Consider the following 7226-nt stretch of genomic DNA (forward strand, 5'->3'; position numbering starts at 1 on the left):
CGCAGTTCCCCGCGCCCCTTGAGGGGGCCTGCGGCCCCATCAAGGGGGCTGCGGCCTTTTCTTCGTTCGCCCGCCGTCGACCCTGCCCGCTCAGGCCCTCTTACGGGGTTCCCGGTGAGTTCTTACGCGGCGCGGTGAGACCCCGCCTCGCGCGTGTGGCGGGGCCGCCGAACGAAGCCGGGGCGCCGCCGGTGAGTGCCTCGGCCGGTGCGTCCGGCAGGTCGCCGAGCAGGATTCCGCCGAGGACCGCCCCGGCGATCCCGTTCGTCTGCTCGGGCCGTCCGCCGTACGGATTCCCGTGCGCGCGGACGTCCCGCTCGGCCAGCTTGCGGGCCCGCAGTGCGAAGGCGTCGGCCTCCGCCGGGTCCCGGTCCAGGAGCCGGCGCGCCTCCGCGAGCCGCGTCCGGGCCTCGGCGCCCACCGCGCCCCGGTGCGTGCTGACGAACCCGTCGGCCGCGTCGGTGGCGCAGCGCGCGGCGAGCCGTACGGCACCGGGCACCGTCCCGAGAGGCGCGGCCACCGCCGCGATCCGCCGTAGGGCGTCCAGGGAGTCGTAGGGGCCGGCGGCGGCCTCTTCCCGTACGGCGGTCAGCGTGGCGTGGGCGCGGCTGACATGCCCCTCCAGCGCACCGACGGGCATGTCGGTCGTCCCGCCCGCGTCCACTTGCTCCCGCGCCTCCACGACCGCTGCCTCCACCTCGTCCAGGAGGTCCGGAACCGCCTGTGCGGCGGCGGCCAGGGCGGACGCGAGGCGGTCGACGCCGTCCAGGAACACCTCGGCCTGGGCGATCGCGCCCTCGGCGGCCCGTAGATGCAGCACCGCCCTGTCCGGTTCGCCCCGATCGGTGGACTGCCGGGCCCGGTTGAGCCCGGTCGTGGCGAACACCAGCCGGTCCTTGGCCTGTTCGACCTGGCCGGAGACGGGGTGGGTGGCGGCGGGCGTGTACCGCTCGCCGAGGTCGACGAGGGTGGCCTCGGCGGCTCCCGTACGGCCGGTCAGTTCCCGGAAGCGCACCTCGGCGTGTCTGAGCGCGCCGTTCATGTCCCGCTCCAGGGCGCGCAGCCGGTCGAAGCCGGCGGCCTCCGCGTCCAGCCGCCGCCCCGCGTCCACACACCGGGCGACGATCTCGTCGAGGGCGCCCCGGGAGGCGTCCGACGGGTTGTCGTCGTACGTCTGGCGCAGTTGGAAGGCGGCCGAAAGTTCGGCCTCGGCGCCGCGCACGGCCTCCGTGAACGGCGCGACCGCGTCGGTCCCGAGCAGCCCCGCCACGAAGCCGAGTTCCTCGCGGCTGGTGCGTACACAGTCGTCGGCCGCGACCAGCGACTTACGGGCCTGCCGGTCGAGTTCGGGGGTCGTGGCCCGCGCTACCGGAGGCAGGGCGGCGGGAGTCGTAGGGGTCGTACGGGTCCTGGCGCGACGTGTGCGGCGGACGTAGCCGTAAGCGCCCAACGCGACCGCCACGCCCGCCACCACGAGGGGCAGGACCAGATCGCCGGCGGAACTCTCGGCCTGCGAGGCGGAGGTGTCAGGGTCCTCGGAGGCATTGGGCAGGGCGGGTGCGCTGCCGACCACCGACACGGCGACCGCGTGACCCTCGTGATCCGCCTCGTCCACCGCCAACCCGGGCAGCACCAGCCACAGCACGCCGATCACCCCGCCGAGCGCGGTGTGCGCCACGCGCACGCGTATGTGGGAGGCGGCTCGCCGCGGCCGGCCCCTGGGAAGGGAGGGCGTCACATTTGTGAGCGTATGGGGGTGATCGCGGTCGCGCGACCGGGGTGGGGCAAGGGTGGTGGGAGAGGAGTAATGGGTAGGGTATTCGGAGGCGTGTTCGAAGGGGACGGGGATGCACTGGTTGATCTATGGAGCGGCCGCGCTGTTGCTGGCCGTTCAGGTCGTGATCGGTGCGGTGGCGGCCCTGACCGGTTGGCTGCCGCCGTGGCTGCGAAAGCGGACTCCGAGAGCCAAGTTGTGGGGCTACGGAACGATGCTCTTCGGCCTGAGCCTGCTGCTGATGATGACGGTGTCGGGCGCCGCTCGGGGCATGTTCGACGGCCCTCCAGTCCTCGGCGACGTCGCGTTCGGTGTCTTCTTCCTGATGATGCTGGCGGGCGGCTACATCCAGTCGCTGGGTGCGCGGGAGCGCGTCGACTAACGCCTCCTGATCTTCGAGCCCAGCCACACCAGCGGGTCGTACTTGCGGTCGACCGCCCGTTCCTTCAAGGGGATCAGCGCGTTGTCCGTGATGCGGATGCCCTCCGGGCACACCTCGGTGCAGCACTTGGTGATGTTGCAGTAGCCGAGGCCGTGTTCGTCCTGGGCGGTGCGTTTGCGGTCCAGGCCGGATTCCGCCGCCGCGTCCAGCGGATGCATGTCGAGTTCCGCGACGCGCATCAGGAAGCGCGGTCCGGCGAACGCGGGCTTGTTCTCCTCGTGGTCGCGGACCACATGGCAGGTGTCCTGGCACAGGAAGCACTCGATGCACTTGCGGAACTCCTGCGACCTGTCCACGTCCTCCTGTGCCATCCGGTACTCACCGGGGCCCACGCCCTCCGGTGGCACGAAGGACGGCACCTCGCGGGCCTTGGCGTAGTTGAAGCCGACGTCGGTGACGAGATCCCGGACCACCGGGAAGGCCCGCAGCGGAGTCACGGTGATCGTCTCCTCGCGGGTGAACACCGACATCCGGGTCATGCACAGCAGCCGGGGCCGCCCGTTGATCTCCGCCGAGCACGAACCGCACTTGCCCGCCTTGCAGTTCCAGCGGACGGCGAGGTCGGGGGCCTGGGTCGCCTGGAGCCGGTGGATGATGTCGAGGACGACCTCGCCGTCGTTCACCTCGACCGTGAAGTCCTTGAGCCCGCCGCCCCTCACATCACCGCGCCACACCCTGAAGCGGGCCTCGTAGCTGCTGCTCACATCGCTGCTCACGCTGCTGCTCACTCGTACATCTCCTCGTCGGTGAGGTACTTGACCAGCTCCTCTTTCTCGAAGAGCGCGAGCAGGTCGGGGCGGACGGGGTCGGTGGTCTCGCGGGTGAGGGCGATCTGGCCGGTCGCCGGGTCCGTGCCCGTCAGTTCGCCGGCGGGATCGGAGAGCGCGCACAGCAGGTTCACGTTGCGCCACTCGCGGTCCATGACCGGATGGTCCTCACGGGTGTGGCCGCCGCGCGACTCGGTGCGCTCCAGCGCCGCCAGGGCCACGCACTCGCTGACCAGCAGCATGTTCCGCAGGTCCAGGGCGAGATGCCAGCCCGGGTTGAACTGGCGGTGCCCCTCGACGCCGGCGCGCCGGGCCCGTACCCGAAGCTCGGCCAGTTTCTCCAGCGCCTGCTCCATCTCGGCCTCGCGGCGGATGATGCCGACCAGGTCGTTCATGGTCTGCTGGAGTTCCTGGTGGAGGGTGTACGGGTTCTCCGGCGGGCGCCCGCCTGCCACGCCCGGGGCCGGTCCCTCCGCCGAGAAGGGGCGCAGGGCCTCCGCCGCCGCCGTGGCGATCTGCTCGTTGTCCACGGGTGGGCGGGCGGCGGCCGAGTTCGCGTACTCGGCCGCGTGCAGGCCCGCCCGGCGGCCGAACACCAGCAGGTCGGAGAGGGAGTTGCCGCCAAGCCGGTTGGAGCCGTGCATGCCGCCCGCTACCTCACCGGCCGCGAAGAGCCCCGGTACCCCGCGTGCGGCGGCGGTCTCGGAGTCGACCGCGATACCGCCCATCACGTAGTGGCAGGTGGGCCCGACCTCCATTGCCTCCGCGGTGATGTCGACGTCCGCCAGCTCCTTGAACTGGTGGTACATGGACGGCAGTCGGCGCCGGATGACGTCGGCGGGCATACGGGTGGACACGTCCAGGAACACTCCGCCGTGCGGGGAGCCGCGGCCCGCCTTGACCTCGGAGTTGATGGCGCGGGCCACCTCGTCGCGGGGGAGCAGTTCAGGGGGCCGGCGGTTGTTGTCCGGGTCCTCGTACCAGCGGTCGCCCTCGGCCTCCGACTGGGCGTACTTCTCCTTGAAGACGTCCGGGATGTAGTCGAACATGAAGCGTTTTCCGTCGGAGTTCCGCAGGACGCCACCATCGCCTCGCACCGACTCCGTGACGAGGATGCCCTTCACCGACGGAGGCCAGACCATGCCCGTCGGGTGGAACTGCACGAACTCCATGTTGAGCAGCGGCGCCCCGGCCAGCAACGCCAGCGCGTGGCCGTCGCCGGTGTACTCCCACGAGTTCGACGTCACCTTGAACGACTTGCCGATCCCGCCGGTCGCGATGACGACGGAAGGGGCTTCGAGGACGAAGAAACGGCCCGTTTCGCGTTCGTAGGCGAAGACGCCGGTCACCCGCTCACCGCTCTTCAGCACCCGGGTGACCGTGCACTCCTGGAAGACCTTCAGCCGGGACTCGTAGTCGCCGGTCTCCTTCTTGTCCTGCTGCTGGAGGGAGACGATCTTCTGCTGGAGGGTGCGGATGAGTTCGAGTCCGGTGCGGTCGCCGACATGCGCGAGGCGCGGGTACTCGTGGCCGCCGAAGTTGCGCTGGGAGATCCGGCCGTCGCGCGTACGGTCGAAGAGGGCGCCCCAGGTCTCCAGCTCCCAGACCCGGTCCGGGGCTTCCTGGGCGTGCAGCTCGGCCATCCGCCACTGGTTGAGGAACTTGCCGCCGCGCATGGTGTCGCGGAAGTGGACCTGCCAGCTGTCGTGCGAGTTCACGTTGCCCATGGCGGCGGCGATCCCGCCCTCGGCCATCACCGTGTGCGCCTTGCCGAACAGGGACTTGCAGATCACCGCCGTACGGGCGCCACGCTCGCGTGCCTCGATGGCGGCGCGCAGCCCGGCGCCGCCCGCGCCCACCACGACGACGTCCCACTCCTGCCGGTCGACCACGGACATCAAAAAAACCTCGGATCATCGAAAGCGCCGGAGGCGACCAGATACACGTAGAAGTCGGCGAGCGCCACGCTCACCAGTGACGCCCAGGCGAGCTGCATGTGGCGGGCGTTCAGCTTCCCGACCCACTGCCAGGCGCGGTAGCGCACGGGGTGTTTGGAGAAGTGCTTGAGCTTGCCGCCGACGATGTGCCGGCAGGAGTGGCAGGAGAGCGTGTACGCCCAGATCAGCGTGATGTTGAGCAGGAAGACGAGGGTGCCGAGGCCCATGTGGCCCCAGTTGTAGTGCTCGTCGCGGAAGGACAAGACCGTGTCGTAGGTGAGAATTCCGGCGACCAGCAGTGCCGCGTAGAAGAAGTAACGGTGGATGTTCTGCAGGATCAGCGGGAAGCGCGTCTCGCCCGTGTACTTCCTGTGCGGCTCGGCCACCGCGCAGGCGGGCGGGGAGGCCCAGAAGCCGCGGTAGTAGGCCTTGCGGTAGTAGTAGCAGGTCAGGCGGAAGCCCAGCGGGAAGACCAGGATGATGATCGCGGGCGAGATGCCCCACCAACTCCCGAACAGATCGGCGTTGGGGCCGTGCCGCATGGTCGCGCAGTTGTCCGCCAGACAGGGCGAGTAGAACGGCGAGACGTACGGCGCCGCGTAGTAGTCGGCGTTGGCGAACGCCCGCCATGTCGAGTACACGATGAACGCCAGCAGACCGGCCGCCGTGGCGGCGGGCGCCAGCCACCAGCGGTCGGTCCGCAGATGCGGGGCGTCGATGGCGGCGCGCGTGGGGGTCCGTACGCCGCCGCTCTTCGGATGGGGGTCCGTGTCCGGTGGTTCGGTACCAGTGGCCAAGGAGAGCTCCGGTCGGATTCTCAGGGGGCGTGCCGGTCGCGGGCGCCGAGACCTTCGTCGTCCGAGTCGGTCCACAGCGTGTTGTCGTACGGGGTGTCGGACATCGACACGAGGTCGGGGCGCCGGGACTGCGCGAGCCCGGGGGCGGTCTCACGGAGCAGCGCGAGGCTCTCGCGCAGATGGTTGGCGTCGCTGCGCAGGCGGCGCAGTTCCAGGCCGCCCTTGCCGATCTGCTGTTCCAGGCGGCCCACCGAGCGCAACAGGTCGTCGAGGCTGCGCTGGATGGACGCCAGTTCGTCGTTCACGGACATGACGTGACCTCACTTCCGTAGGCCGGGGCCTTGGACGGCAACGTTCATGCGCCTGCGAGTGTTGCGCGTCACACCTGTCGGTGGGAAGGGATGTGCACCGATTGGCCCAGGCGTACGGATGCATCCCGCGGTGCGCTGCGCCGCACGGGTGGGCTCCCCGGCTGTCGTCGCCGTGTCGCCGCCCGTTGCCGAACCCTTTCCTCTTCAGTGGCCGGATAGATGCGATCAACTCCATATATCGCGCCAAAAGTGATCATAACGCCCGCGCCTTCCGGAGGTAAACAGAGATGTCCCACCACGGCGTCGGACTGCGCGCGGTCACGCGCTCGGTCGCCTTCCTCACCGCCGGCGTGCTCGCCGTGCCCCTGCTCACCGCGTGCGGCGGTGACCAGGACGAACACAGCAAGCCGCTCGCCGGGCAGGACATCGCGCCCGCCGCCCGCGCCCTGCTCGCCGACGGCGGCACACTGCGCTGGGCCGTGGACGCCGTACCGGAGACGCTCAACACCTTCCAGGCGGACGCCGACGCGGCGACCACCCGGGTCGCGCAGGCCGTGCTGCCGTCGATGTACCGGCTCGACGCGAACGGTCGGCCCCAGCGCAACGCGGACTTCCTGGAGTCCGCCAAGGTCGTCGAGACCGAGCCCAAGCAGGTCGTGCTCTACAAGCTGAACCAGCAGGCCGTCTGGAGCGACGGCCGGGAGATCGGCGCCGCCGACTTCGCCGCCCAGTGGCGTGCCCTGTCCGGAAAGGACTCCGCGTACTGGACCGCCCGCAACGCCGGGTACGACCGCATCGAGACGGTGCAGCGCGGGGCGAACGATCTGGAGGTCAAGGTCACCTTCGGCCGGCCCTACGCCGACTGGAAGTCGCTGTTCTCGCCCCTGTACCCCAAGGAGGTCATGGGCACCCCGGACTCCTTCAACGACGGGGCGCGGCGCAAGCTCAAGGTCACCGCCGGGCCCTTCAACCTCAAGAAGGTCGCCAAGGCGGACGGCGATGTCGTCCTCGTGCGCAATCCGCGCTGGTGGGGGCGTGCCCCCCGGCTCGACGGGATCGTGCTGCACGCCGTACCGCGCGACAAGCGCGCCGAGGCGCTCGCCGACGGCAAGGTGGACGTCGCCGAGATCGACCCCGCCGAGGCCGAGCGCATCGTGCTCGCCGCGCGCGGCAAGCCCACCCCCCTCCAGGGCCCGGC

General features: G+C 70.5%; 7 protein-coding genes. 2 read left to right on the forward strand and 5 right to left on the reverse strand.

Annotated features, from left to right (window positions below; translation table 11 throughout):
• Window positions 1-100: 100 nt before the first annotated feature.
• A complete protein-coding gene (locus AOK08_RS04425) occupies window positions 101-1684 on the reverse strand; it encodes a hypothetical protein (RefSeq protein ID WP_241826821.1) in 1584 nt (527 codons plus the stop codon).
• Between the two features lie 163 nt (window positions 1685-1847).
• Here AOK08_RS04425 and AOK08_RS04430 point away from each other — a divergent pair, with 163 nt between their 5' ends.
• Window positions 1848-2156, forward strand: a complete 309-nt coding sequence (locus AOK08_RS04430; protein ID WP_055523827.1) for a hypothetical protein — start codon at window positions 1848-1850, stop codon at window positions 2154-2156.
• Here AOK08_RS04430 and AOK08_RS04435 read toward each other — a convergent pair.
• Genes AOK08_RS04435 through AOK08_RS04450 form a run of 4 tightly spaced genes read right to left on the reverse strand, consistent with a single transcriptional unit; the run spans window position 2153 to window position 6028 of the window.
• Entirely contained in the window at window positions 2153-2932 is a 780-nt protein-coding gene (locus tag AOK08_RS04435) for a succinate dehydrogenase/fumarate reductase iron-sulfur subunit (protein ID WP_198539106.1), read from the reverse strand. The two genes, AOK08_RS04430 and AOK08_RS04435, sit on opposite strands and share 4 nt — an antisense overlap.
• A gap of 8 nt (window positions 2933-2940) precedes the next feature.
• Entirely contained in the window at window positions 2941-4881 is a 1941-nt protein-coding gene (locus AOK08_RS04440; protein ID WP_055523829.1) for a fumarate reductase/succinate dehydrogenase flavoprotein subunit, read from the reverse strand.
• A complete protein-coding gene (locus AOK08_RS04445; protein ID WP_055523831.1) occupies window positions 4881-5717 on the reverse strand; it encodes a hypothetical protein in 837 nt (278 codons plus the stop codon). The genes AOK08_RS04440 and AOK08_RS04445 overlap by 1 nt, the downstream gene beginning before the upstream one ends.
• 20 nt (window positions 5718-5737) lie before the next feature.
• Window positions 5738-6028: a hypothetical protein gene (locus tag AOK08_RS04450; protein WP_055523833.1), complete on the reverse strand. Its 291-nt coding sequence runs from the start codon at window positions 6026-6028 to the stop codon at window positions 5738-5740.
• 287 nt (window positions 6029-6315) lie between these two features.
• Here AOK08_RS04450 and AOK08_RS04455 point away from each other — a divergent pair.
• On the forward strand, window positions 6316-7226 hold a 911-nt coding region (locus tag AOK08_RS04455; protein WP_241826822.1), incomplete at its 3' end, for an ABC transporter substrate-binding protein.

The sequence above is a fragment of the Streptomyces graminilatus genome (assembly GCF_001418565.1).
Lineage (GTDB): Bacteria > Actinomycetota > Actinomycetes > Streptomycetales > Streptomycetaceae > Streptomyces > Streptomyces graminilatus.

Excerpts from the sequence above, each read along its gene's own strand:
- AOK08_RS04430 (WP_055523827.1), top strand. The coding sequence starts at position 1,848 with ATGCACTGGTTGATCTATGGAGCGGCCGCGCTGTTGCTGGCCGTTCAG.
- AOK08_RS04440 (WP_055523829.1), bottom strand. The coding sequence starts at position 4,881 with ATGTCCGTGGTCGACCGGCAGGAGTGGGACGTCGTCGTGGTGGGCGCG.
- AOK08_RS04450 (WP_055523833.1), bottom strand. The coding sequence starts at position 6,028 with ATGTCCGTGAACGACGAACTGGCGTCCATCCAGCGCAGCCTCGACGAC.